This is a genomic window from Ruminiclostridium josui JCM 17888, from assembly GCF_000526495.1.
Taxonomy (GTDB): Bacteria; Bacillota; Clostridia; order Acetivibrionales; family DSM-1351; genus Ruminiclostridium; species Ruminiclostridium josui.
Genome location: NZ_JAGE01000001.1, coordinates 2,910,441 through 2,935,536 on the forward strand (window position 1 = coordinate 2,910,441; position 25,096 = coordinate 2,935,536).

Annotated in this window: 24 protein-coding genes; all 24 read left to right on the forward strand. The window is 34.7% G+C overall.

Annotated elements, in window-relative coordinates; genetic code table 11:
- The first annotated feature begins 16 nt into the window (after window positions 1–16).
- Window positions 17–442, forward strand: coding sequence for an anti-sigma F factor (spoIIAB, locus tag K412_RS0113115; RefSeq protein WP_024833540.1), 426 nt, complete (start codon window positions 17–19; stop codon window positions 440–442).
- A 187-nt stretch (window positions 443–629) separates the two neighbouring features.
- The gene (gene sigF / locus K412_RS0113120) at window positions 630–1,376 is read left to right on the forward strand and encodes an RNA polymerase sporulation sigma factor SigF (protein WP_024833541.1); all 747 of its coding nucleotides are present in this window, start codon (window positions 630–632) and stop codon (window positions 1,374–1,376) included.
- Window positions 1,377–1,407: 31 nt separating this feature from the next.
- Entirely contained in the window at window positions 1,408–1,596 is a 189-nt protein-coding gene (locus K412_RS0113125; protein WP_024833542.1) for a hypothetical protein, read from the forward strand.
- Between the two features lie 99 nt (window positions 1,597–1,695).
- Complete coding sequence (spoVAC, locus tag K412_RS0113130) at window positions 1,696–2,139, forward strand: stage V sporulation protein AC (RefSeq protein ID WP_024833543.1); 444 nt, start codon at window positions 1,696–1,698, stop codon at window positions 2,137–2,139.
- 51 nt (window positions 2,140–2,190) lie between these two features.
- Window positions 2,191–3,210 carry a stage V sporulation protein AD gene (spoVAD, locus tag K412_RS0113135; RefSeq protein WP_024833544.1) on the forward strand — a complete coding sequence of 340 codons (1,020 nt, stop codon included), beginning with the start codon at window positions 2,191–2,193 and terminating at the stop codon, window positions 3,208–3,210.
- 25 nt (window positions 3,211–3,235) lie between these two features.
- Entirely contained in the window at window positions 3,236–3,592 is a 357-nt protein-coding gene (gene spoVAE, locus K412_RS0113140) for a stage V sporulation protein AE (RefSeq protein ID WP_024833545.1), read from the forward strand.
- A gap of 176 nt (window positions 3,593–3,768) precedes the next feature.
- The gene (locus tag K412_RS0113145; RefSeq protein ID WP_024833546.1) at window positions 3,769–4,233 is read left to right on the forward strand and encodes a chemotaxis protein CheX; all 465 of its coding nucleotides are present in this window, start codon (window positions 3,769–3,771) and stop codon (window positions 4,231–4,233) included.
- A gap of 126 nt (window positions 4,234–4,359) precedes the next feature.
- A complete protein-coding gene (trmL, locus tag K412_RS0113150) occupies window positions 4,360–4,854 on the forward strand; it encodes a tRNA (uridine(34)/cytosine(34)/5-carboxymethylaminomethyluridine(34)-2'-O)-methyltransferase TrmL (RefSeq protein ID WP_024833547.1) in 495 nt (164 codons plus the stop codon).
- 81 nt (window positions 4,855–4,935) lie between these two features.
- A complete protein-coding gene (locus tag K412_RS0113155) occupies window positions 4,936–6,048 on the forward strand; it encodes a M20/M25/M40 family metallo-hydrolase (protein ID WP_024833548.1) in 1,113 nt (370 codons plus the stop codon).
- A gap of 31 nt (window positions 6,049–6,079) precedes the next feature.
- Window positions 6,080–6,988, forward strand: coding sequence for a DUF2156 domain-containing protein (locus tag K412_RS0113160; RefSeq protein ID WP_024833549.1), 909 nt, complete (start codon window positions 6,080–6,082; stop codon window positions 6,986–6,988).
- A 148-nt stretch (window positions 6,989–7,136) separates the two neighbouring features.
- Window positions 7,137–8,147, forward strand: coding sequence for a type I glyceraldehyde-3-phosphate dehydrogenase (gene gap / locus K412_RS0113165; protein WP_024833550.1), 1,011 nt, complete (start codon window positions 7,137–7,139; stop codon window positions 8,145–8,147).
- A gap of 295 nt (window positions 8,148–8,442) precedes the next feature.
- Window positions 8,443–9,294, forward strand: a complete 852-nt coding sequence (locus tag K412_RS0113170) for a hypothetical protein (protein WP_024833551.1) — start codon at window positions 8,443–8,445, stop codon at window positions 9,292–9,294.
- Window positions 9,295–9,844: 550 nt separating this feature from the next.
- The gene (locus tag K412_RS0113185; protein WP_024833554.1) at window positions 9,845–10,870 is read left to right on the forward strand and encodes a hypothetical protein; all 1,026 of its coding nucleotides are present in this window, start codon (window positions 9,845–9,847) and stop codon (window positions 10,868–10,870) included.
- 146 nt (window positions 10,871–11,016) lie between these two features.
- The gene (fabV, locus tag K412_RS0113190) at window positions 11,017–12,204 is read left to right on the forward strand and encodes an enoyl-ACP reductase FabV (protein WP_024833555.1); all 1,188 of its coding nucleotides are present in this window, start codon (window positions 11,017–11,019) and stop codon (window positions 12,202–12,204) included.
- Window positions 12,205–12,384: 180 nt separating this feature from the next.
- Entirely contained in the window at window positions 12,385–13,950 is a 1,566-nt protein-coding gene (locus tag K412_RS0113195; RefSeq protein ID WP_024833556.1) for a UDP-glucose--hexose-1-phosphate uridylyltransferase, read from the forward strand.
- Window positions 13,934–15,127 (forward strand): galactokinase, encoded by a 1,194-nt coding sequence (locus tag K412_RS0113200; protein WP_024833557.1) that lies wholly within the window; start codon window positions 13,934–13,936, stop codon window positions 15,125–15,127. The genes K412_RS0113195 and K412_RS0113200 overlap by 17 nt, the downstream gene beginning before the upstream one ends.
- 18 nt (window positions 15,128–15,145) lie before the next feature.
- The gene (gene secA2, locus K412_RS0113205) at window positions 15,146–17,455 is read left to right on the forward strand and encodes an accessory Sec system translocase SecA2 (RefSeq protein WP_024833558.1); all 2,310 of its coding nucleotides are present in this window, start codon (window positions 15,146–15,148) and stop codon (window positions 17,453–17,455) included.
- Between the two features lie 86 nt (window positions 17,456–17,541).
- Window positions 17,542–18,246, forward strand: coding sequence for a LytR/AlgR family response regulator transcription factor (locus K412_RS0113210; protein WP_024833559.1), 705 nt, complete (start codon window positions 17,542–17,544; stop codon window positions 18,244–18,246).
- Window positions 18,240–19,568, forward strand: coding sequence for a sensor histidine kinase (locus K412_RS0113215; protein ID WP_024833560.1), 1,329 nt, complete (start codon window positions 18,240–18,242; stop codon window positions 19,566–19,568). Before K412_RS0113210 ends, K412_RS0113215 begins: the two co-directional genes overlap by 7 nt.
- Before the next feature lie 130 nt (window positions 19,569–19,698).
- On the forward strand, window positions 19,699–19,854 hold the full coding sequence (locus K412_RS22525) for a hypothetical protein (RefSeq protein ID WP_173585612.1): 156 nt from the start codon (window positions 19,699–19,701) through the stop codon (window positions 19,852–19,854).
- 46 nt (window positions 19,855–19,900) lie between these two features.
- The gene (locus K412_RS0113225; RefSeq protein WP_024833561.1) at window positions 19,901–20,155 is read left to right on the forward strand and encodes a hypothetical protein; all 255 of its coding nucleotides are present in this window, start codon (window positions 19,901–19,903) and stop codon (window positions 20,153–20,155) included.
- An 18-nt stretch (window positions 20,156–20,173) separates the two neighbouring features.
- Window positions 20,174–20,572 carry a hypothetical protein gene (locus K412_RS0113230; RefSeq protein WP_024833562.1) on the forward strand — a complete coding sequence of 133 codons (399 nt, stop codon included), beginning with the start codon at window positions 20,174–20,176 and terminating at the stop codon, window positions 20,570–20,572.
- 403 nt (window positions 20,573–20,975) lie between these two features.
- On the forward strand, window positions 20,976–23,177 hold the full coding sequence (locus K412_RS0113235; protein WP_024833563.1) for a peptidase domain-containing ABC transporter: 2,202 nt from the start codon (window positions 20,976–20,978) through the stop codon (window positions 23,175–23,177).
- A gap of 1 nt (window position 23,178) precedes the next feature.
- Window positions 23,179–25,056 (forward strand): beta-barrel domain-containing protein, encoded by a 1,878-nt coding sequence (locus K412_RS0113240; protein WP_024833564.1) that lies wholly within the window; start codon window positions 23,179–23,181, stop codon window positions 25,054–25,056.
- Window positions 25,057–25,096: the final 40 nt, after the last annotated feature.

Here is a 25,096-nt window from a genome sequence, read left to right on the forward strand (position 1 = left end):
AGAGTGAGGAAGAAAAATGCAACTGGTTAATGAGATGAAGCTTGAATTTATGAGTAAATCCAATAATGAATCTTTTGGTAGAGTTGTTGCTGCGGCATTTGCATCTCAGCTTGACCCTACGGTAGAGGAATTGGCGGATATAAAAACGGCTGTATCCGAGGCTGTGACAAATGCCATAATACATGGATATGAAGATACATCAGGAACAGTAGAAATGATTTGCAGACTATATGACGAAGGTATTCAGATAATCATATCAGATAAAGGAAAAGGGATAGAAGACATTGAGCTGGCAAGACAGCCTCTTTACACTTCAAAACCGGACATGGAACGCTCGGGAATGGGCTTTACCGTTATGGAGAGTTTTATGGACAGCGTCGAAATAGTTTCTGAGCCCAATAAGGGCACAACTGTCACAATGTTTAAAAAATTAAAATCCTAAAAAATATTTTTGAATTTAAATAATCCCCGAGGCTGACGATTATTACTTTTAAATGTAAATAATTAGAATTTATGTATAAAAATATAAATTACAGCTAATAATTTGATTATATAAGATTATTCCCTGAAGTAATAATATACGGCCCTCGACAGGCAAAATATGTGACAGAAAGGTTTAGGCGGAAAATATGAAGGAAACATCAGATGATGCTGTTTTAACGCTTATAATAAAGGCCAAGGCTGGCGACAAACAAGCCCAATCCGTTCTGGTTGAAAAGAATGTAGGCCTTGTATGGAGTATTGTAAAGAGGTTTCAGAATAGAGGATATGAAGTTGACGATTTATTTCAAATAGGAAGCATTGGGTTAATCAAAGCAATAAACAAGTTTGATACATCTTATGATGTCAAATTCTCTACATATGCTGTTCCTATGATAATAGGTGAGATAAAAAGATTTATCAGAGATGACGGAATAATTAAAGTAAGCAGATCACTAAAGGAGGTTTCCTCAAAAGCGCGTATAACCAAGGAAATTATGAGCAAGGAACTTGGGAGGGAGCCTACAATTAATGAAATTGCTCAGCGTATGAATATTTCACCTGAAGAACTTGTAATGGCAATAGAGGCAGGGTGTATTCCTGAATCTCTGTACAGTACTATAGGTGATGGAGATAATTCACCCATACTGCTTATAGACAGAATTGATGCTGCAGATAATAACTGTGAAGTTGATCTTATTGATAAAATTGCCATAAGACAAATACTGGATACATTGGACACAAGAGAGAGACAGATAATCATATTAAGATATTTCAAAGAAAAGACACAGGTTCAGATAGCAAAGCTACTGGGAATTTCTCAGGTACAAGTTTCCAGAATTGAAAAGAAGATACTTAGGGATATTAAATCTAAAATGATTGCAAACAATAATTAATGTTTTATACATCATACGAGGTGGCATTTATATGTTTAACAACTATAAAACTGGAAAAATGTCTTTTTATAAAATTAAAGCTATTATTACAATTTTAGCCGTACTAATTTTGGGAGCTATAATAATTGTGCTAGTTCTCACAGGTTTCCCTTCTTCAAAAAAAATACACAACAAGGGAGTTTATGTATTAAACAATTGTCCTATTGAATTAAGTTTATAACAGAATATAAAATTTACCATAATAAATATAATGAAAATGCAAAGTATATTAATATAATAAATTGCATTTTCATTTTTTTATGTATATGGGAGGACTTTTATGAAAAAGAGTTTTACCAAGGAGCAATACGCCAAATACGTTGAAGAAGTCTCGCCGAAATCTAAGATTTTTACAAATGTTTTAAAGGCTTTTTTGGTTGGAGGCATTATATGTGATATTGGGCAGTTAGTTATAAATTTGCTGAAAAACAGAGGTTTGGACAATGATACTGTATCGGCCATAACAAGTATAATAATGATATTTATAGCGGCACTCTTAACGGGACTTAACGTTTATGACGAAATAGGCAAATTTGCGGGAGCAGGCTCTATAGTACCTATTACAGGATTTGCAAATTCCGTTGTATCTCCTGCAATGGAATTCAAGTCAGAAGGATATGTCCTTGGAATGGGTGCAAAAATGTTTATTGTTGCAGGGCCTGTAATTGTATATGGAATTTGCGCATCAATAATTGCAGGTATTATACATTATCTTATTACTTAATAGCCTAAAAAAAGAGATAGCTATTGCTAAAGGAGGCTAATAAAATAAACAATGGCAGAAAAACATATTGGAAAACAGACTGTATTCTTAAAAAATCCACCTTCCATTAAAGCAACAGCTTCATTTGTGGGACCAAAGGAAGGTATGGGTCCTTTAAAAAATGACTTTGATTATATTATCCCCGATGAATTATGGGGAGAGGACAGCTGGGAAAAAGCAGAAAGTAAGCTTGTAAGAGAGACATTTGCAAAAGTTCTTCAAAAGGCAAAACTCACCAATGATCAAATTGATTATGTTCTGGCAGGGGATCTTCTAAACCAGTGTATAGCAGCAAACTATGGATTAAGAGAGACGAAGGTTCCATTTTTTGGATTGTACGGAGCATGCTCAACCATGGCTGAATCAATGAGCCTTGGAAGTCTTTTGGTTGAGGGAGGATTTGCGGAAAACATAGTATGTATGACTTCCAGCCACTTTTGTTCAGCAGAAAAACAGTTTAGGTTTCCTCTTGAATTGGGAAGTCAGAGAACTCCTACTGCACAGTGGACTGTAACAGGTTCAGGTGCGGCAGTGCTTTCTTCTGGTGGTACAGGCCCGTTCATAAAGCATATTACAACAGGGAAAATCGTTGATTTGGGAATAAAGGATGCGAATAATATGGGGGCTGCCATGGCTCCGGCAGCGGCGGATACAATATTTGCACATTTTGATGATACCGGGCTGCAGCCAGAATATTATGATTTGATTGTTACAGGCGACCTGGGCAGAGTTGGAAAGCAAATCTGTCAGGAAATGTTAAAGTCAAATGGTTTGGATATAGAATCCAGGTTCAATGACTGCGGTGTAATGATATTTGATGCAGAAACCCAGGATACTCATTCAGGAGGAAGCGGATGTGCATGTTCTGCAACGGTGTTTGCTGGACATATATACAAGCAGCTAATGCAGGGGAACTTAAATAGAGTACTATTCGTTGCTACTGGGGCATTAATGAGTCCTATAAGTTCCCAACAGAAGGAATCTATACCAGGTATAGCACATGCTGTGGCAATTCACAGAACATTAGACTGACAAGTTAAGATAATGAGGTGAAATAATGACTTATTTGAGTGCGTTTATAGTGGGTGGAATAATTTGTGCTATTGGACAAATATTAATAGATAAAACAAAATTAACATCTGCAAGGATATTGGTAGTTTATGTAGTAGCTGGAGTGGTATTGGCATCCTTGGGTATATATCAGAAAATAGTTGATATAGGAGGCGCAGGGGCTACTATTCCCCTTACCGGATTTGGGTATAATTTGGCAAAAGGTGTGTTTAGGGGTGTGGATGAAACAGGATTGCTAGGAGCATTTACGGGAGGGTTTAAGGCAGGAGCTGCAGGACTTGCTGCTGCTGTATTTTTTGGGTTTATGATGGCTGCAGTATTTAAACCGAAAGCCAAAAGATAAACATAACAGAGGAATATTTAATTAGTTTTTGATGAATTAAATATTCTTCTTTTACTTTTAAAAAAATGTATGGAATTTTACTTTGAAATTGTTTATAATTGAAGAAGATTTTTTATGCTCATCAACGAAATTAAAAATGTTAGAAGAACAATACATAAAAACAAGGTGGATGAATTATGAACATAGAGTATATAAACCCATTTATTGAAGCAAGCCAGACAGTTCTTAAACAAGTTGTGAACGTTGATGCTAGGTTGGGAAAAGTGTTTTTGAAAACTTCTCCTTATCAAGGAGAAGCAATACTTATAATTGTAGGAATTACAGGTAAAATTCGTGGACAAGCTATTTTTACGATGTCAAAGAATGTAGCGTTTAAGATAGCTTCAGCTATGATGATGGGCATGCCTGTTGACGAATTAAATGAGATATCAAAAAGTGCTTTGTCCGAGCTTACAAATATGATTTTGGGGAATACAGCCACTTTACTTTATAATAAAGGAATTGGTATAGAAATTACCCCGCCTTCATTGCTACTTGGTGAGAATTTGCAGATTTCACAGTCTAAAATGAAGACAATATGTATACCCTTATATTTGTCGGATACCGAGATTCTTGAAATTGATATATCTGTTCAGGATTGAGAAATTATAAGTAAAATGATAAAATAAGATAACATACAATAAAAAGATGGTTCAGTAATGCCATCTTTTTATTGTATGTTTGTTTTAGTAGATTTTCTTAAGTTACTGAAAGGAATGTGATTAGATATGGCACTTAATATAGTACTGGTGGAGCCCGAAATTCCGCAGAATACAGGGAATATAGTGAGAACCTGTGCGGCAACGGGGACTGTGCTGCATCTTGTGGGGCCTCTTGGCTTTTCAATAGAAGATAAATATCTTAAAAGAGCTGGACTAGACTACTGGGACGAGGCAGATGTAAGGTATTACAACAGCCTTGATGAATTTTTGAAAAAGTTTCCAGGAAAAACTTTCTATTATTCAACTACTAAAGCAGTAAACAATTATTGTGATGTACAGTTTGAAGATGACTGCTTTATTTTATTCGGAAAAGAAACAGCAGGTCTTCCAGAGGAATTGCTAAAGGATAATAAGGAATATTGCATTAGAATACCTATGAAAAATGGCATTAGGTCCCTTAATCTTTCAAATTCCGTAGCAATTGTTTTATACGAGGCTCTTAGACAGCAGAATTTCAAAGAAATGAAACTTGAGGGACATATGGTAAAATACCAGTGGTAAAAAATATAATGGTGTTAAAATATAAAATATGGGTATATTAAAAAAGTATAATAAAAAAGTGCAATCTGGGAGAGGGTTAAAATGGTTAATAGAACCAGACTTGTTGATGAATTTTTAGAACTGGTAAAAATAGATAGCTTATCAGGAAAAGAAAGACAAATGTGTGATCTACTGAAGCGAAAGCTTGAAAATATGGGGTATATGCCTATAGAGGATAACGCAGGAGAGAAAATCGGAGGAAACAGCGGAAATATAATATGCACAGTTAAAGGAACCAAGAATGTTCCTGCTATTTTACTTGCAGCACATATGGACACTGTGGTTCCTGGTGTTGGGAAAAAAGCTATTGTGGACGGTGATATAATAAAAACTGATGGAACGACAATTCTTGGAGGAGATGACGCTTCCGGGATAGCAATTATACTGGAAACAATTAGGATTCTCAAAGAGGAAAACATTCCTCACGGTGATATACAGGTAGTATTCACAGTAGCTGAAGAAATCGGATTACTTGGGGCAAAAAACTTAGATTATAGCAAGATTCACGCAAAATACGGATTTATTCTTGACAGTGACGGAAGAATAGGCTGTGCCGCAGTAAAAGCTCCTTCACATAACAAAATAAATGTGGTGATTAAAGGTAAAGCTGCTCATGCCGGTATGGAGCCTGAAAACGGGATAAGTGCATTTGCAATTATGACTTATGCTATGGCAAACATGAAGCTTGGAAGAATCGATGAGGAAACAACGGCAAACATTGGTATAATTCACGGAGGAACGGCTACAAACATTGTATGTGATAGAGTTGAAATTGAAGGTGAAGCCAGAAGCAGACAACAGGATAAGCTTGAAAAGCAAACTGCCCATATGAGAGACTGTTTTATAGAAGCAGCAGAAAAATTCGGCGGGCAGGTTGAATTCAACTATGAATTGGAATATCCGGCTTTCGATATACCAACAGATTCCAGAATTGTAAGTATAATGAAGTCGGCGGCAGCGGACTGCGGTATTGAATTTGAGGCAGTGGTTACTGGAGGCGGAAGCGATACAAACATTATAAACTCAAAAGGAATTGAAGCAGTTGATTTAAGTGTTGGTATGACCAAGGTACACAGTGTTGAAGAGCAGATATCAATTAAAGATATGGTGGACGCCGTTACTTATCTTACCGCAATAATACAAAATGTTAAATAACTGACAAGAGGCAGCTAACAGGGGGATATATATGTTGCAAACTATTTTAATAGATAAAGATATATCTATTAACGACAAAGAGTGTTTCGATAAATATTTTGAAACAGCTGATGTCCTTGCATCTGAAATGACTTTTACAAACTTTTTCATGTGGAAGGATTACTATAAAATAAGATTCAGAATAATAAATGATTTTTTATGCATAATGTCAGTAAGGGATAATTTAACTCCTTTTTGCTTCTTCCCAGTAGGAGACTATAAAAAAGGAGAAGAATTAAAAAAGACTATATATACAATAAAGGAGTATTTTGATTCAGAAGGATGGAAATTAATTTTTTCAAGAGTCACTAAACAACAAATGGGAATTCTTGATGAACTTGGAATAGAGTATAACGCTACAGAAGATAGAGACAATGCCGATTATGTATATACTGTGAAAAGTTTGTCAACATTAGCCGGAAAGAAGCTTGACGGCAAGAGAAACCATATTAACAAGTTCAAGAAACTCTACAGTTATGAGTATGAGAAAATATCACCATTAAATATAAAAGACTGTAAGAACATTGTAGAAAAATGGTACAGCCAGAGAGGTCAAGATAATGAAAGCCTTACTCATGAAAGAACAGCAAACTATCAGCTCCTTGACAACTATGGATTACTTGGGCTAAAAGGTGCATTAATCAGGGTTAATGGCGAAGCAGAGGCTTTTACGGTTGGGGAACAGCTTAATAAAAATACAGCAGTTATTCACGTCGAAAAGGCAAACCCTGGAATTCACGGTATTTATACAGTAATAAATCAGCAGTTTATAAACAATGAATGGCTCCATATGGAATATGTAAACAGAGAACAAGATCTGGGAATTCCAGGATTAAGAAAGGCAAAATTATCCTATAATCCTGATCATTTAATAGAAAAATATACAATAGAAGTTTCCTAAATAAATATTAAATTAAGCGTATATACTATTGAAAATGTTTTTGAAATATTATAGAATTATTTTGGTTTAGGAAAATGAAACCATTTATTTTGTCGATAAGCATTAATTTGCTTGACTAATTAATAAAAAAACTTAGGAGGTAACACCAATGGCAGTAAAAATGGGTATTAATGGTTTTGGACGTATTGGACGTCTTGTTTTCAGGGCTGCAATAAACAACCCTAATGTTGAAGTAAAGGGAATCAATGATCCTTTCATCGATCTCGAGTATATGAAATATATGCTTACTTATGACACAGTTCATGGTAAATTCGAAGGAACTGTAGATGTAAAAGATGGCAAGTTAGTTGTTAACGGAAAAGAAATCGCTGTATTCTCAGAAAAGGATCCTTCAGCTATTGCTTGGGGTGCTTGCGGTGCTGAATACGTTGTTGAATCAACTGGTGTATTCACTACTACTGAAAAGGCTTCAGCTCACTTAAAGGGCGGAGCAAAGAAAGTTGTTATCAGTGCTCCTTCAGCTGACGCTCCAATGTTCGTAATGGGCGTTAACAATGACAAATACACTAAAGACATGACAGTTGTATCAAACGCTTCATGTACTACTAACTGCTTGGCTCCTTTGGCAAAGGTTATCAACGACAACTTCGGAATAGTAGAAGGTCTTATGACTACAGTTCATGCTGCTACTAACACTCAGAAGACAGTTGACGCTCCTTCAATGAAAGACTGGAGAGGCGGAAGATCAATCCTTGGAAACATCATTCCTTCATCAACTGGTGCTGCAAAAGCAGTTGGAAAGGTTATTCCAGAATTGAACGGAAAATTAACTGGTATGGCATTCAGAGTTCCTACAGCTGACGTTTCAGTTGTTGACCTCACAGTTCGTCTTGAAAAATCAGCTACTTACGAAGAAATCAAAGCAGCTGTTAAGACTGCTTCAGAAACTAACCTCAAGGGTATCCTCGGATACACTGAAGATTCAGTTGTATCAACTGACTTCGTACACGATGCACGTACTTCAATCTTCGATGCAGGTGCTGGTATCGCATTAAACGGAAACTTCGTTAAGTTAGTTTCATGGTATGACAATGAATGGGGTTATTCAAACAAAGTTGTTAACCTCATCGAGCATATGGCTACTGTTGATGCTAAATAATTAAAGTTTTTATACAGCACTTTATTTAGATGTGATAAATCCATCTAAGTACAGTGCTGTTTTATTATGCTACTTTCTACAATTTCCGAGGAGTTTATCTTTAATTGTCAATGCCGAAAATTATCACAACGTACAATTAATAGCTACACAAAAATAATACTGGTTTTGTTAGAAATTAATTAATCCACCGTGAAAGATATATTAGATGATCCTATTAGCCACACATAAATATTATATTTACAAATATTACATAATATGTTATATTTGTAAAAAATATTATAAAAGTGGTTATTGTATGAGAATGTCTAAAAAGTTTTTAGCTGGAGTATTGAGTTTAAGTATGATATTATCTTTAACTCAAGTATCATTGGCAAAAGAAGAAGCTACAAAGAATGAATTATCAAGGGATAAAAAAATTGAGATTTTGCAAAAAGAAGGAATGCCGCTAAGTGTTTTGGAAAAATCATCAGATGCTTATATTGATGAACTATTAAAAGATAAGGGTGAATTTGTAAGTGTTCGTGAGGTTAGTTTTCATATAGATGAAAACGGAAAGTTTCAAAAAGTATCTGATCGTGATCTATTAAAAGAAGAAAAGTCTAAAGACCAGAAAAAGGATGAGGGAGATACTGTAACTGTTTCCACTTTAGACCCGAGTAGTGAATTTGGACAAATCTGTACTGCTCAGAGAATATATGAAAAGACAGGTGATAATTTTAAATTTACTAATCATGGAGTATGGAATGAAATACCATATTGGAAATTTGTTGATGTTGCAGCATTAGCTTGGTCAGATAATTTTACTCTTTATTATGATTCTTGTACTTATAATAATTATGTAAATGGAAGTTGGGTTAGTATAAATTGTCCGCGTAACAATGTTAATGTTGAAGCGGGTGTCTCCCATGATGTTGATATACCAGCGGGTTGTGATTTTACAGGAGGGGATTATATAGAAGTTGCTAAAGTTAATCTCTATCCTGGAAGCACTGGTAGTGCAAATGTTGTGGCTCAGTATTGTCATACTGGGGTAGGTATAGGTGGTGTAACAGCAGGATTTTCATCAGCACCAGAAATATCTTTTACCTGCGATGTACAGACTGTTTATGAAAAATCTGTTCCAACATATCAATATTTTGAATATTAAAGGGGTATATGTGTAAAATGAAAGAATATCTAACCTCAATATTTCTTGGACTATTTATATTAATAATTGGATTTATTATCACGTCAACATTAGGTAGTATATTTGACGGGGGTAATCCAAATAATTCATTTCTATCTGCTATAATGTTCGCTATATTATTTTTATGTTCTACAATTACTGTCTGTACTAGAGCTATGATTAAAGCGTTTAAAGCTAAGAATTAAAGAAATTAAAAAAGTATGATACATCGGTTACGAAGTGTCATGCTTTTTTAATTTTTAGCATTTTTTGAAAGCATCTGTTTTTAGAGTGAAGTACTTTAATCAAATATTGTTTAATCTCTTAGCCGTTAACCTGCATTCTATGCTGAAATAAAGAGTATTTCCGCCATAATATCTTAAAATGAAAGATATCCTTAGATATATAACTTGTCTAATTTCCATTTTTTGCTTATACTTAACATAATGATTTAATAAATACTGATTCAGAGCTTTTAAGCCTACAGGTTTATGCCTGATAGGCTTAATCTTTGTAAGTGCAGGAGGAACAAATGATAAAATCAAACTTAATCAAGCTTATTTGTGTTATGTTTGCCATATGTTTATTTTTTAGCTTTACATCATATGCATTAACCGGTCTAACTTTTTCTAGCAGTGGAAATCATTTAATTTATGTTAATAATCCCGAGTCCTTTGGGCTTAACTCAGGGGATTTAGTATATTTGTACGGTACAAACCTTGGGAATTCTTATAAGGATGTTGAATTTTATCATCATTTATATAACTCTTGGTCAAATGCAGGAGCCTGCAGGGTAGGAGTGGCTATAATGAACAAAGGTCCCAATCCCGCAATAATAACATACAAAGGAAGTTGTACAGCAACGGTAGACGGATATAACCTTGCTGTCATTGAAGATACTTCACAGGTGCTAAAGAATTTTCAGAATGCAAAATATAAAACTGTAAGACTCAATCCCGGAGAAAAGAAAATAGTATGGTCAGATGACTTCAGATTTACACCCGGATTTTCTGAATTTGTGTACGGCAGAGCTCAGTTTAAATCCAATCAGAAATTTGGAGTTTGGTTAAGAGTATTTGCAGCCGGACAATCAAAAACTGCTGACGATGTTTTCAAAGAAAAGCTTCCGGTAAAGGGAGTAGGACATGGCTTTTGCGGTGAATTGGGGTACAACGAGAAAAAAGTTACACTTGATGCCGATTCAAACAACATAACAACCTTTTGTGAATGGCCTCAGTCACTTAATACATATGAGTACGATGGTGTAATAAACTCAAAACAAGGCTCATCAAAATACCATGGTGGAAACTATGGCGTTGTTTACAATATAAAAATAAACAATGCTGCTAATAAGAAAATAATTATAAGTCCCAAATGGAGCCAGGATAGACCATATGCAACACTTGTTTACAGTGTTAATAATGGTCCTTGGAAGGTTGGTGAAAAGATTACAACGGACATGTTCTGGATAGAGGAACTGGGGAGCGGCCAAACTGCGAATTTTAGATTTATGTTGCCTGGAGGCAATTATGGAAATTATTATGTGACTTTTGAATAATTAAAGTAAGAATATTTATTACCAAGTATTAATATCTAGTTTTAAATCTTATCATACTGTGCTATAATATATAGTGGAGATTAAAATAATATACTAAGCATTAATCCGGCTTGTGATATATAAAGCTAAAATTCAAGGAGGATTTTATGATAGTTACACCTAAATTTCGTGGATTTATTTGTACAACAGCTCATCCTGTCGGCTGTGAATACAGTGTCAGAAAACAGGTTGAGTATGTAAAAAACCAGAAAAAGATAAATGGTGCTAAAAAAGTACTGGTTATTGGAGCTTCGACGGGTTATGGATTGGCATCCAGAATAACTGCTGCATTTGGCTGCGGAGCAGCTACAATCGGTATATTCTTTGAAAGGCCTGCAACTAAAACTAAAACTGCTTCTGCAGGATGGTACAATTCAGCTGCTTTTGAAAAGATAGCAAAAGAAGAAGGTCTGTATGCAAAAAGCATAAACGGTGATGCATTTTCAAATGAAATCAAGCAGAAAACTATAGATTTGATAAAAAAAGATCTTGGTAAAGTAGATATGGTAGTTTACAGTCTAGCTTCTCCAAGAAGAACACACCCTGTATCTGGTGAGGTTTTCAATTCAGTTATAAAGCCAATTGGCTCAACTTATAAATCAAAAACTGTGGATTTTCATACGCAGCTTATTTCTGAAACTACCATTGAACCAGCCAGTGATGATGAAATAAAGCAAACTATTGCAGTAATGGGCGGGGAAGACTGGGCCATGTGGATGGATGCCCTTAATAAGGCAGATGTTCTTGATAAAAATGTAATTACACTTGCATATTCCTACGTAGGTCCTGAAATGACTCATTCTATTTATAGAGAGGGTACTATAGGAAAAGCCAAGGATGACCTTGAGGCTACTGTGGTAAAAATTAATGAAAATCTTAAGGGTATCGGCGGAAAAGCTTATGTTTCCCTTAATAAGGCGGTTGTAACACAAGCCAGTGCAGCCATACCTGTTATATCCCTTTATATTAGTGCATTATTTAAAGTAATGAAAGAAAAAAATATCCATGAGGGCTGTATCGAACAAATGTACAGAATGTTCAGTGATAGGATTTATTCAGGGGATTTGAAACTAGACAGCAAGGGTAGAATCTGTATGGATGATTTGGAAATGCAGACGGAGGTTCAGGCTGAGGTAACAAAACTTTGGAATGAGGCCAATAACGATAATGTAAAAGACACTACTGATATTGAAGGCTACAGAAAAGAATTTTTCAGACTTTTCGGATTTGAATTTGAAGATGTTGATTATGATGCTGATGTTGATATAGAAGTAAGTATTGAAGGTATAGACTAAACTATTTATTATTTGAAAAGCATAAAATCGGTTGAATTCTGCACAGTGCAGTTGCTCCGAGTTTATGCTTTTTTTATGAAAATCATTCTATAAAACATTGGTATAGTGATATATAATAAAATAAATAATCAGAATGTAAATTTTTGTTGAAGCAAGTGACGAGTAAAAGGGGGCAGAGCGTTGATTAATCCTGCTTATGAGATTGAGCGGCTTCTTCAATATGGTGAAAGACATGGAATGATAGATAAATTAGATAAAATTATTGCAAGAAATAAGCTTTTGGACTTACTAAAGATTAAAGAGCCATTCTATGGAGAAATACCAGATGAATATCTGAAATACCCTTGGGAAATACTTGAAAAAATTGTAGATTATGCCGAGGAAGCGGGACTTTTTGATAAGGACATCTATGTATACCGTGAACTTTTTGATACCGCAATAATGGGGACGATGATGCCCAGAGAGTCTGAAATAATAAGAAAATTTACGGATTTGACTGAAAAAGAATCCATTAAAGCTGCAACGGATTATTTTTATGATTTATGCCTTGCATCAAATTATATAAGAATGTCACAAATAGAGAAGAACATTAAATGGGTCAATGAATCAAAATATGGCAAGTTGGAAATTACCATTAATCTGACCAAGCCGGAAAAAGACCCTAAAACTATTGCAATGGAGAGGCTTCAGCCTAAAAGTAATTATCCTGAGTGCATGCTGTGTATAGACAATATAGGATATGCAGGGAGAATTAATTTTCCTCCAAGACAGACTCACAGGATTATACCGGTTACCCTTTGCGGGGAACAATGGTATTTGCAGTACTCTCCATATGTTTATTACAATGAGCATTGCATAGTATTAAGTGAAAAACATGAGCCTATGGCTATTTCAAAAATGACTTTCAAATTGCTGTTGGACTTTGTCAGACAGTTCCCACATTACATTTGCGGCTCAAATGCAGACCTGCCTATTGTGGGAGGCTCCATATTAAGCCATAACCATTTTCAGGGCGGAAATTACCTATTCCCAATGCAAAAGGCACCTGTTACTGCAAAATATAAGTTTGATAAATTCAAAAATATAGACATTGGTTTGGTAAAATGGCCATTGTCAGTTATCCGTTTATCCTGTAATAGAATAGATGAATTAGTTGAGTTTTCTGATTATATTTTGACCTGTTGGAAAGGTTATAGTGACGAAAGGGTGGATGTTTTAGCATATACCGACAATGAGGAAGGTAGAGTTCCTCATAATACAATAACTCCTATAGCAAGGATAAACGAATTAGGTAAATATGAAATGGATTTAGTATTGAGAAACAACCGGACTTCAATGGAGCATCCCGATGGTATTTTTCATCCTCATAAGGAAATCCATCATATAAAGAAAGAGAATATCGGATTAATTGAGGTAATGGGTTTGGCAATACTGCCGGGAAGATTGAAAAATGAACTCATTAATATAAAAGAAATTTTAGTGGGGAATTCGGGTACTGATAGTATTTACGAAAGTGATAATGTCCTTTTCAAACACAAAGACTGGATAGAGCAGCTTGTTTCAAAATACGGGACATCTATGACGGAGGATGATGCAGACCGAGTACTTAAGCATGAAATTGGTAAGAAATTTGAAATTTGTCTAGAGCATTCGGGAGTGTTTAAACAGGATGAAAAGGGGCTTGAAGCCTTTAACAGATTTTTGAAATCAATGGGATTGGAGCTAAAATATGAACAAGAACTATGAGGAACTAAAAAGTAAATTCTGCCGTATTTACGGAGGAGAGAAAGAGAATTTACGAATTTTTTCTGCACCGGGCAGGGTAAATCTTATTGGAGAACATATTGATTATTGCGGAGGATATGTACTTCCGGCGGCATTAAGTCTGGATTCAACAGTAATAGCTAGGCCAAACGGAAAAAATACTATAAGCCTTGCAGCAACGGATTTGCCAGATAGGGTTGAAATTAGTCTAGATAGCCTTGAGAGCGCAAAAGGATTGAAATGGGGAAACTATCAGGCAGGGGTAGCATATATGCTTCAGAAGGCAGGCTACAGCCTCACAGGGGTAGATATGTTATTCCATGATACTGTACCCCTGGGGTCTGGACTTTCTTCATCAGCTGCTATAGAAATGGTTACTGCCATTACACTGGTAACTCTGGGGAATAGGGCAAACGGAATTAATAACCAAATAGATATGGTGGAAATGGCAGCTTTAGGCCAAAAGACAGAAAATGAATTCTGCGGAGTCAGCTGTGGAATAATGGATCAGTTTGCTTCTGCCATGGGAAAAAAGGATCATGCAATTCTTCTTGATTGCGGAGCTTTAAAATATAAGTATTTGCCGCTAAAACTAGATGAATACCAGATTGTTCTTGGAAATACAAAGAAAAAGCGTGCCTTGGGAGAATCAAAATACAATGAAAGAGTCAGTGAATGTACTGAGGGTTTGAGAATACTAAAGCAATACATGCCTGACAAAAAAAATCTATGTGATATAACCGTAGATGAATTTGAAAAATATAAATCAAAAATAGAAAATAAAGTAGTCAGAAAAAGAGTAACCCATGTTATTTGTGAAAATGCCAGAGTATTGAAAGCAGCAGATGCCTTGCAGAGAAATGATATAGGTGAATTGGGAAGACTAATGGTGGAAGCAAATGACTCAATCAGGGATTTATATGAAGTTACAGGCAGAGAGCTTGATATTATGACAGAAGAGGCATTAAAAGTTGAAGGTGTAATTGGTGCAAGAATGACAGGGGCCGGTTTTGGAGGCTGCACTGTAAATATTGTCAGAGAAGATAAGGTCGAGCTTTTTATAAATCAAGTTGGCAGGAATTACAAAGACCGGACAGGCCTGACTCCTGAATTTTATATAAGTGAGATAGGTGACGGGGCAAGAGAGATAACTCCTTAAGTATTATGGAGGTATATTATGTTTTTTAAAAGAAAAAAAGTTATAAAGCCGGCGCAGTACAAAACATTGGTTGATATAATTAACAAGAAAGATTTTTCTATGTTTTCTGATTATGAGTTGAAGAAATTAATTAGTACTTATAGAAATAACTATTCCCAGTATTTTAATAATAACAATAATTCAAACATTGACCATAATCAGCAGTTTGTTAATGAATACATGACTGAATGTTATGCAATTACCAAAGAGATTTGCAGGAGAGTCTTATCTGTTAATCCCTATGATTCACAATTGTTGACGGGAATAGCTCTATATTTTGGAAAAATTGCAGAACTACCAACAGGAGAGGGAAAAACCCTTGCGGCAGTGTTTCCAGCAGTATTAAATGCCCTAAAGGGAAAAGGTGTTCATATCTTTACATTTAACGATTACCTTGCAAAAAGAGATGCCCAATGGATGCTGGGAATATATGAATTTTGGGGATTGAAAGCGGCGTATGTTCAAGAGAACATGGACAGGCTTCAAAGAAAAAATGCATATTTGGCTGATATAACCTACGTTACCCCCAAAGAAGCAGGTTTTGATTATTTAAAGGATTCCATAGTTTATCATAAAGATGAAATTGTACATAGGCCATTCAACGCCGTAATTGTTGACGAGGCAGATGCAATTCTTATTGATGAAGCCAGAATACCTTTGGTTATTGCAGGAAATACTGGCAATCAGCACCAAATAGATAGCAGACTTCTAGAACTGGTGGGGTTATTAAGGCGGAATATTGATTACATGACTGATGAGAACAGCAGAAATGTGTATTTAACTGAAAAAGGAAGTTCTCTTGTGGAAAATTATCTTGGCTGCGGCAATCTGTACAGCAGCAAGAATGTAGAAACGCTTACAGACATAAACAACCTTCTTCATGCAAAAGTCCTTTTAAAACAAGATATTGATTACATTATAAAAGACGGACAAATCGAAATTATAGACGAATTTACCGGAAGAGTTGCAGATAGAAGAAAATGGGACTATGGCCTACAGATGGCCTTGGAAGCTCTCCGAGGAATTAAATGCACAGCCAGTAACAGAATACTGGGGAAAATATCAATTCAGAACTTCGTAAGCTTATATCCTGAAATGTCAGGAATGACGGCAACTGCAAAGTCGTCTGAAGACGAATTTAGAAGTACGTATAAACATGATGTATATGTTGTCCCTCCAAATAAAAAATGTATTCGTGTTGATTATGATGATTATGTTTTTACCCACAAAGAAGCAAAATACAATGCTGTAGTTAAAGAGGTATGTGCCTGCCATAAAATTGGGCGTCCTGTACTTATAGGGACTTCTAATATAAAGGAATCAGAGATGCTGGCGACTATGCTCAAACAACAGGGGATAGAATGTGTTGTATTAAACGCAAAAAATGACGAAGAGGAAGCGAAAATAATCGCTCTTGCAGGAAAGCTTGGAGCTGTTACCGTTTCAACTAATATGGCAGGGCGGGGAGTAGACATAAAGTTGGGCGGAGAGGATTCTCCGGAAGAAAGAAAAAAAGTTTTGGAATTGGGAGGCCTTTATGTTATAGGTATTAGCAGAAATGAGTGTGTCAGAATAGACAATCAGTTGAGGGGTAGGGCAGGAAGACAGGGGGATCCCGGCTCTTCACGTTTTTTTGTATGCTTGGAAGACGATTTACTAGTGCAATTCGGTATAAAAAAGGTTATTCCATCAAAATATTATGGATTCAGGCAAGGGGAAAGGATTGATGACAGAAAGCTGTTGTCACTTATATGTCATATACAGAGAGTAGTCGATGGCCAGAATTTTGAGATAAGAAAAACATTGGCGAAATATTCATATCTCCTTGAATGGCAAAGAAGGACATTTATGAAAAGCAGGTTTGACGTCTTGTCTTGCAATAAACCAGGGCTTTTGGCCATTGAGAAAAAAGAAATGTATAAAGAACTGTGCATAAAGTACGGAAAAGAAAGAGTTGATGAAATTCAGAGAAGAATATCTCTTAATTGTATGGATGAGGTATGGTATGACTTTCTTGAATACTGCGAAAACATAAAGGAAGGAATAAATCTGGTATCAGCAGGCAGAAAGGACCCTGTGGACGAGTTTAACAGACTTAGTATAAATAAATTTGAACACCTTGAGAAAGAAATACATGATAAAATACTCCATACTCTTGAAAATACTGATTTTTCCATGGATGACAGTGAACTTGTTGATAAGGGACTGCAAACTCCTTCGGCCACTTGGACGTATATAATTAACGACAGCATCAAAGTAAAAAATTTCTCGATTTTTAGCAGATTATAATATATCTTAATCTTATGTTATAAAAATATTCAGAATATTAGGAAATTATGGTACAATATACATAATATTTTTTTGCAGGTGATTGAATGATACGAATTTCCCTATGCGATGATGAAACCCAAATTACTGAAACATTAGCCGCTAACATAAAAGACATAAGACCTGATATAGAAGTACTTTCCTTTGATTGTGGAGAGAATTTGCTTTACAGCAAGTACCTGTACAATGATATTGTATTACTGGATATTGAAATGAAAGGAATAAACGGTATTGAAACAGCCGAAGAGCTTCGCAAAGGCGGTTATGAGGGAATGATAATATTTCTCACATCTCACAAGGAAATGGTATTTGATTCTTTTCGGGTCAAGCCGTATAACTATATTGTAAAGCCCATTGACATAGACAAAGTAAACAATATTCTCAACAATGCCATAAATGAAGTTATTGACAGGAAAACTACTCATTTTGAAGCCGTATTTAATAATCATACTTTTAGAATTCCAATAGAGGATATTTACTACTTTGAGAGTAATGGAAGAAAAATAGATATTCATTCAAAAAACGGTACAATTACTATTTTGGGGAAAATGAATCAAATAGAAGCCTCTCTCAGAAACAAGCAGTTCTTTAGATGTCATAAGGGTTATCTTGTAAATCTTGAGCACGTTTGCGAATTTTCAAATAATGAGATTATTTTGACAAATAACCAGAGAGTTTTAATTAGCAGATTAAAAATTAGCTTGTTCAAGGAGGCTTTTAAGGCGTTTATGAAAGGAAATATAAAATGCTAGAAATTTTGGGGAACAGCCTAATTGACTTGATTTCAAGTATATTTGAAATATTGATTTTTGTTTTTATGATTTCAATTTTTTTAGACTTTACCGAAAGAGCAAAAAAAAATGTAATATTGTATTTTGTTATATACGGATTACTTAAAGTTGCTAAAATCATTTTTCCTATTGTATTTTTAGTTGATTTCGTCACTTCATTATTCGTACTCTTTTTTGTTTTTACTGCTTTTAAAGGGAACTTTGCACATAAAATATTTGCATTTAGTATAGCAATTTGTATTAACTATGTTGTTGATATTTTTATTATCTCATTTACAAATATGGGATTTAACTATAATTTGTTTTTCAGCACATTATCAGGAGGAATAAGGGGAATATGGGTTACAGTAATAAAAATAATAATGGTTATACTTGTATATATTCTCCTAAGGAACTTTGCAACTGACACAACATTAAAAATAGACATACTTTCATCTGTTCAGACATTAATTCTTATCATGCTTCCCGCCTTCAGCTTTGCTACAATCACAATTCTTGACTGGGGAGTAAGAAATTTCGTAGATATACCCATAAATACATCTGCTTTTCTGCTTATAGCATCTTTATGTACTATAATATACAACGTTATAGTAATGATTTTAATTGATAAGATGATTCTTAATAAAAAATATAAACATCTAAATGAAATTTCGCAAGCTCAGCTGCGAACTCAGTTTAATCATTATGAACAGATAATGGATAAAAATCAGGAAACCAGAAAACTAAAGCATGATATGAAAAATCACCTGAGACTCATTAGAACCCTGATTGAAAATAATGATATAGACCAAGCAAAGGGGCTCCTTGACGAAATCGAGGACACAATGCGAGGTTTAGATCTTGAAATAAGCAGTGGTAATAGTATCACAGATGCAATATTAAACGAAAAGAACAAGTTGGCCCATAACTTGGGGATAAAATTCGAGTTTTCCGGGATATTGCCAAGGGAGAACTTTATTAATCCATTTGATATCAGTACAATTTTTTCAAACGCATTGGATAATGCTATAGAAGCAGCAGTGAAATCCAATGATTCTGAACGATTTGTCAAGATTTTCACACACATTCAAGGTAAATGCCTGTTTATTCTAATTGAAAATTCAGTTGAAAAGGATATAAAAATTACAGGCAAAGAGATTGAAACTACAAAGCAAAACAAGGAACATCATGGTTTCGGGCTTAAAAATATCAATGATAGTGTGGAAAAATACGGTGGTAGTCTAAGTATCATGTGTGAAAACAAAGTATTTAAGTTGGAAATATTACTTAATATTAAAATATGAACATATACATCTTATGACATAATTAAGACATGTTATGCAAAAAATATTGAATATAACTGTAAATATAATAAACTGTATTTGGTTGAAGTTTAGACATTGCCAAATACAGTTTTTTTTAAGGAGGATTTTTATGAGTAAGAAAAACGTTTGTATGGAAATTAAGGCAGATCAATTTGAAAGTTTAAACAACGAAGAGGCTATGTACATAGATGGTGGTATTGATTCGCCAAGGCAATGCGTAACAACTATTATTTTAGGAATAATCAAAATTATAAATTATTTTTAGTGACTATTGATTTTTGTAGGAATAGAAGGTGGAATAAATTGTAAGTTTGTCTTTTGTAAATAATGAACCGGATTGTATGGACAAAGCCCGTACTTCGTTTATATTAGGCATAGTTGATACTGTGGCTTGGTTGTTGCCTATTATAGGGATTCCGGTTTCGATTGTGGGACTGATATTAGGGATACTTGGGATAAAATCGACTAAAAGATGGATGTCAGTTGTAGGTATTATACTTTCCAGTATTTTTCTGGTTGCTGCAATAATAAATGTAATAATTGGAGCTTTAAATAAACTTGGTTAAGCTCAAAGGAGAATCCAAATGGTATTATCAGCAGTAGAAAAGGACTATCGATTGAGAAATGTCCTTACTTTAAGAAAGAAAATGACAAGTCAAGAGATTATTTTTGAAATTATAAAACTAATGAAATTTCTTAAAGAAAATGGACTAGAAAAGGCTGGCACAATAACAACGGTAACATTTTCAATAGAGATGCAAAATGGAGTACCTTTGATAGATATGGAAATACTTGTTCCGCTGTCAAAAAGGATAACCATTTCCAGTGAATATGTTTTTAAACCTATTTTTCATATGGTTAATGCGGTGTGTATTTTACAAGAAAGTGAACAGGAAACAAGTAAAATCCATAACTTTTTGTGCAGAAATATCTATGACAAACTAAACATGAACTCACAGCAAAAGGATTTCCTTCTTGCTTGAAAATATGATGTATTTAATTCATTAAGCTTTTCTAAGGTATCGATTTTACCGATACTCATTTCTTTTTACAACTTATATTGTATTCTTTGAAAAGGCATTCAGGTTTCTAATAAGAAGCTGAATGCCTTTCATCTTTCTAAAGAGATTTTACAAACTTCAGATTTTTTCTTCTATGTATCAAACAAATATGTTAAACTATGTAATTAAATAGTAGAATTTGAGAGTTAAAAAAATTCATACCAATGTTTATTGCTATATTAGGATTATATCTTTTAGATATATTTTATTTTAGACGTGACGAATTCAGAATCAGTTATGTAATAATTATTTTAATAACTTGTTTTGCTGTTGTGAGCATATCAAGTATTGCAAATACAAATAAAGATAATAATGGAGTTAACTAATGCAAACCCTATTTAAACGCTATTATTGTGTCAAACAACATGACATCACAGATTGCGGAGCAGCTTGTCTGGCTACTATCAGCAAGCAGTACGGCTTCAAAACATCAATAACAAAGATAAGAGAAGCAGCTGGCACCGACAAACAAGGTACAAATGCATATGGATTGATAAAGGCAGCTGAAAGTCTAGGTTTCACAGCAAAAGGAGTGAAGGGCAATCAAGAGGCCTTTTTTTCTGAGTTTCCTCTTCCATGTATAGCACATGTTGTCGTGGAAGGTACATTGCTTCATTATGTTGTTATACATAAAATAACTAAAAAACAGGTTTTGGTTGCTGACCCGGGAAAGGGCATTGTAGAGTATACGCCGGAGGATTTTTTTAGAATATGGACAGGTGTACTTATTCTAATGGTTCCAAATGTTTCTTTTAGCAAGGGTAATGAAACCAAAGGGTTATTTTCAAGATTTTACAGTCTGCTTTTGCCGCAAAAGAAACTAATAATTAATATATTTTTAGCATCTTTAATGTATACTGTATTAGGAATTTTGGGTTCATTTTATTTTAAATTTTTACTTGATGATATTTTGCAATACAATCTGGAAAAGACCTTGCATGTCATATCAATAGGTATTATTTTGCTGTATCTTTTTCAGACGCTATTAGGTGCATTTCGCTCTCACATGGTACTGTACTTGTCACAAAAAATCGATATCCCGCTTATATTGGGCTACTATCAGCATGTTCTTGGACTTCCCATGAACTTCTTCAGCACAAGGAAGGTTGGAGAAATTATTTCAAGATTTATGGATGCATCAAAGGTAAGAGATGCAATTTCAGGTGCTACTCTTACAATTATGATTGACACATTAATGGCACTGGCGGGAGCAATTATACTCTATATGCAGAATCATACACTTTTTCTGATAACTTTTATGATAGGAGTAATATACGCGATTATTGTTTTTGCATTTAATAAGCCAATTAAGAAAGTAAATCAGGAGCAAATGGAGGAAAATGCACAACTTACTTCTTATCTTGTTGAATCATTAAATGGAATTGAAACAGTAAAGGCCTTTAATGCTGAGGATGAAGCAGCGATAAAAACCGAAGCAAGGTTTGTAAAGCTCCTCAAATCTATATTCAAAAGCGGTATAATTAATAATGTACGTTCATCAATTACATCCTTCACTGCACTGGCCGGAGGCGTAGTTATCTTGTGGGTAGGTGCATGGAATGTAATAAAAGGCAGCATGTCGGTAGGACAGCTTTTAACTTTTAATGCGCTCCTGGTGTATTTTCTTGATCCCATAAAAAACCTCATAAATCTACAGCCAATGCTGCAAACCGCAATAGTAGCGTCCGACCGTCTGGGAGAAATTTTTGACCTTGAGTTGGAAAAGAGTAAAAATGAAAGGGAGAAAATTAAACCCGTTGATTTAAAAGGAGATATTTCTTTTAAAAATGTTGATTTCAGATATGGAACACGTTCTCTGGTATTAAAGAATATTGATTTTACTATAAAGCAGGGTGAAAAAATTGCTTTGGTAGGGGAAAGCGGCTCAGGTAAAACTACGCTGGTAAAGCTTTTATTGAACCTGTATACATGGGAAAAAGGTGAAATCACAATAAAAGACTACAATATAAAGGATATATCCTTTGATTATCTTAGAGAAAGGCTTGCCTATATCTCTCAGGATATATTTATGTTCAGCGGAACAATCCGGGAAAATCTTACTTTAGGTAACCCCAATATAAATATGGAGGAAATTGTTGAGGCATGCAGAATGGCGAAAGCACATGATTTTATAAATAAGCTTCCAATGAGGTATGAAACTTATCTTGAGGAAAACGGTGCAAATTTATCGGGAGGGCAAAAGCAAAGGCTTGCAATAGCTAGAGCTATATTGAAAAAACCTGACATATTTATAATGGACGAAGCCACAAGCAATCTGGATTCAATTACTGAGAAGGCAATAGAGAGAACGCTGGAAACTGTTTGCAGTGGTGTAACAACTATTATAATAGCCCATAGATTAAGCACTATTAAACGCTGTGACAGAATATATGTAATGGAGGAAGGCAGCATTATTGAACACGGCAGCCACCAGGAGCTTATGAAGCTTGGAGGTAAATATTTTGAATTATGGCAGGGTCAGTTGCCCGAAACAGATGCATATTCACTGACAGGAGGTAAACTCTAGCATGAAGGAAGTACTGGTTGACATAAATGAACTTACGGATAGCCGAGAAATGTACCATTCAAAGCCTCATCCCTTCGTGTGGATATTTACATATATTTTAATGGGGTTGATTGTAACAGCTGTAATATGGGCAGCTTTCAGTAAAAAGGAAATAGTAGTGAAGGCCCATGGACAAGTAAGGCCAGAATCAGGAATAAGTACTGTCAGAAATATTCTGGAAGGAGAACTGGAAAGTACTCATTACAAACAAGGGATGACAGTAAAGGCCGGAGATATTCTATACATTATCAAACACGACAAATTGCTAATGGAAAGAGAATCCGCAGAAGAAAAGCTTAAAGAGCTGGAAAACGAGCTGGAAAACCTTAAAATATATAGAAACTGTATTACTACGGAAGAAAACCATTTTGATTCAATAAATGAGCCTGTATATTATGAAAAAGTAAGGAAACTTCTGATGGATTTAAGATTTTCTAAAACAGATGCAGAATATAAAACTACAAGGCTTAGTGAAGAAAAGATTCTGAATAGTACACAACTGGACAAAAATCTTAAAGAAATAGAATACTTAAAAAAGTACATAAAATCCTTGGATAATAATAAAAACTATTTAAATTCGGTAAATGAACTGGAAAAGCAATACAAGCAAAAATATGATAAGTACCTCATAGCAAAGGCAGAAATAGAAAGAAAATATGACCAACAAGCTAATGATATTAAAAGTAACAGCCTAGATGCCATGAAGCAATCATTGGAAGAGGAAAAAACTCAGTTAAAGGCATATGAGACACTGAAAAAAAGTGTCAGTGAATCAAAAAATAATTTTTCATCCGGTGACAGATATTCGTATCTTTACACGGAGTATGAAAATAGATTGAACTTACTGAAAAATACATATGATGAGAAAAAGCGAATTTATGAAGCATATCTTTCTCTTAGCGGAATAGCAGTTACAAAATCTGAATTGGAAGATGCACGTGTGCAGATGCAGAATGCGCAAAGTGAGTATACATCATATAAAAGTAAGTTTTTATCAGAATTGGAATATAACATTAATAGCACTGAAATTAGCATAAAGGAAAAGGAAAGTAAGATTTCTGGCACCCAGGACAAACAGGGGCTTCTAAATTTAAACGACAAGGACAGGAAAAACAGCTTGAAAGCATTGTATTTACAGGAGAGAAATGCTGCAGCTCAGGAAATAGACAGTTTAACCGATACAGTGGAAACCCTAAGACAAAAAAATGTACTTTCTGATGCAGAACTAAAAACTATAACAGATGCTGACGGTGATAACGAAGACTCATTGGATTACTCATTGGTTGAAAGAACAAAGGTCCAGGAATTAGTTGCTGCTGATGAAAAGATTAAAGAAGTAACAGATAGTATTACAGGAGTTAAAGATAATATAAAAAAACTGCAGCTAAGTATAAATAATGCCATTGTAAAGGCCAGTGTAGGTGGAGAGGTTAACATAATTACAGAAATATACCCTGGAGATTTGGTGGCTGCAGGTACTGAAATATTAACAATAATACCTAATACCAACTCAGCATTTAAAATGCAGATAACTGTAAGTAACAAAGACATTGGTGAAATAAATATAGGGGATACGGTTAAATACAATTTTGCAGCTTTGCCTTACAGAGAATACGGACAAGCAGCAGGAAAAATAACAAGTATATCAAAGGACGCCGTAAATATTGAAAACGGCCAAAGCTACTATAATGTTGAAGCTACAGTTCCGGGAACAAAAATGATAGGCAGTTCCGGAAGGCAGGGAGAAATAAAGGCAGGGATGATATGTGAAGCAAATGTAATAACAAAGCAAAAGAGCTTTCTACGTTATTTTCTTGAAAAGATAAATTTGCTTGACTAATGTTGTTAAAGAGTAAAATTTACTACAGGCTATGGGAGAG

Coding starts and splice junctions, on each gene's coding strand:
- spoIIAB (WP_024833540.1), top strand. CDS start 17: ATGCAACTGGTTAATGAGATGAAGCTTGAATTTATGAGTAAATCCAAT.
- sigF (WP_024833541.1), top strand. CDS start 630: ATGAAGGAAACATCAGATGATGCTGTTTTAACGCTTATAATAAAGGCC.
- K412_RS0113125 (WP_024833542.1), top strand. CDS start 1,408: ATGTTTAACAACTATAAAACTGGAAAAATGTCTTTTTATAAAATTAAA.
- spoVAC (WP_024833543.1), top strand. CDS start 1,696: ATGAAAAAGAGTTTTACCAAGGAGCAATACGCCAAATACGTTGAAGAA.
- spoVAD (WP_024833544.1), top strand. CDS start 2,191: ATGGCAGAAAAACATATTGGAAAACAGACTGTATTCTTAAAAAATCCA.
- spoVAE (WP_024833545.1), top strand. CDS start 3,236: ATGACTTATTTGAGTGCGTTTATAGTGGGTGGAATAATTTGTGCTATT.
- K412_RS0113145 (WP_024833546.1), top strand. CDS start 3,769: ATGAACATAGAGTATATAAACCCATTTATTGAAGCAAGCCAGACAGTT.
- trmL (WP_024833547.1), top strand. CDS start 4,360: ATGGCACTTAATATAGTACTGGTGGAGCCCGAAATTCCGCAGAATACA.
- K412_RS0113155 (WP_024833548.1), top strand. CDS start 4,936: ATGGTTAATAGAACCAGACTTGTTGATGAATTTTTAGAACTGGTAAAA.
- K412_RS0113160 (WP_024833549.1), top strand. CDS start 6,080: ATGTTGCAAACTATTTTAATAGATAAAGATATATCTATTAACGACAAA.
- gap (WP_024833550.1), top strand. CDS start 7,137: ATGGCAGTAAAAATGGGTATTAATGGTTTTGGACGTATTGGACGTCTT.
- K412_RS0113170 (WP_024833551.1), top strand. CDS start 8,443: ATGAGAATGTCTAAAAAGTTTTTAGCTGGAGTATTGAGTTTAAGTATG.
- K412_RS0113185 (WP_024833554.1), top strand. CDS start 9,845: ATGATAAAATCAAACTTAATCAAGCTTATTTGTGTTATGTTTGCCATA.
- fabV (WP_024833555.1), top strand. CDS start 11,017: ATGATAGTTACACCTAAATTTCGTGGATTTATTTGTACAACAGCTCAT.
- K412_RS0113200 (WP_024833557.1), top strand. CDS start 13,934: ATGAACAAGAACTATGAGGAACTAAAAAGTAAATTCTGCCGTATTTAC.
- secA2 (WP_024833558.1), top strand. CDS start 15,146: ATGTTTTTTAAAAGAAAAAAAGTTATAAAGCCGGCGCAGTACAAAACA.
- K412_RS0113210 (WP_024833559.1), top strand. CDS start 17,542: ATGATACGAATTTCCCTATGCGATGATGAAACCCAAATTACTGAAACA.
- K412_RS0113215 (WP_024833560.1), top strand. CDS start 18,240: ATGCTAGAAATTTTGGGGAACAGCCTAATTGACTTGATTTCAAGTATA.
- K412_RS22525 (WP_173585612.1), top strand. CDS start 19,699: ATGAGTAAGAAAAACGTTTGTATGGAAATTAAGGCAGATCAATTTGAA.
- K412_RS0113230 (WP_024833562.1), top strand. CDS start 20,174: ATGGTATTATCAGCAGTAGAAAAGGACTATCGATTGAGAAATGTCCTT.
- K412_RS0113235 (WP_024833563.1), top strand. CDS start 20,976: ATGCAAACCCTATTTAAACGCTATTATTGTGTCAAACAACATGACATC.
- K412_RS0113240 (WP_024833564.1), top strand. CDS start 23,179: ATGAAGGAAGTACTGGTTGACATAAATGAACTTACGGATAGCCGAGAA.